This window comes from Acinetobacter sp. NIOH-H-8 (genome assembly GCF_046635365.1).
GTDB lineage: Bacteria > Pseudomonadota > Gammaproteobacteria > Pseudomonadales > Moraxellaceae > Acinetobacter.
Map to the genome: position 1 here is coordinate 1 of NZ_JBHDVN010000325.1, position 398 is coordinate 398.

At 43.2% G+C, this 398-nt stretch carries 1 pseudogene; it reads right to left on the bottom strand.

What is annotated here, in order from left to right:
* Positions 1 to 398, bottom strand: a pseudogene (locus ACEWB7_RS18470) (indolepyruvate ferredoxin oxidoreductase family protein); the annotation flags it as partial.

The window sequence follows — 398 nt, forward strand, 5'->3', positions numbered from 1 at the left end:
TTACGGTATTGATTTTATTCGCACGGGCATAGGCCAAAACAGCAGGTAAGCGATATTTATAAAGACGTTCTTCTTGTTGGATGCCATGATCTGGCCAACGAATGTTAACGCCACCCTCTGGGAAATTAACATCTTCTGGTATAACAGGAGTGACACGGTCTAAGTCGACATGAACTGAAGCGGAAGTTTCTACAATTTCACTGACCAGCTTCATGGAAGTCCAAAGACCAGAAAAACGTGAAACTGCGATGGCGTGAACACCAAAGTCTAAAATTTGTTGAACGGATGTTGGGTAGAAAATTGGAATACCGCAACCAATCATGACATGTTCAGACTGGTGGGGAACTGTAGAAGATTTACATGAGTGGTCATCACCGAATAAAGCAACGACACCACCA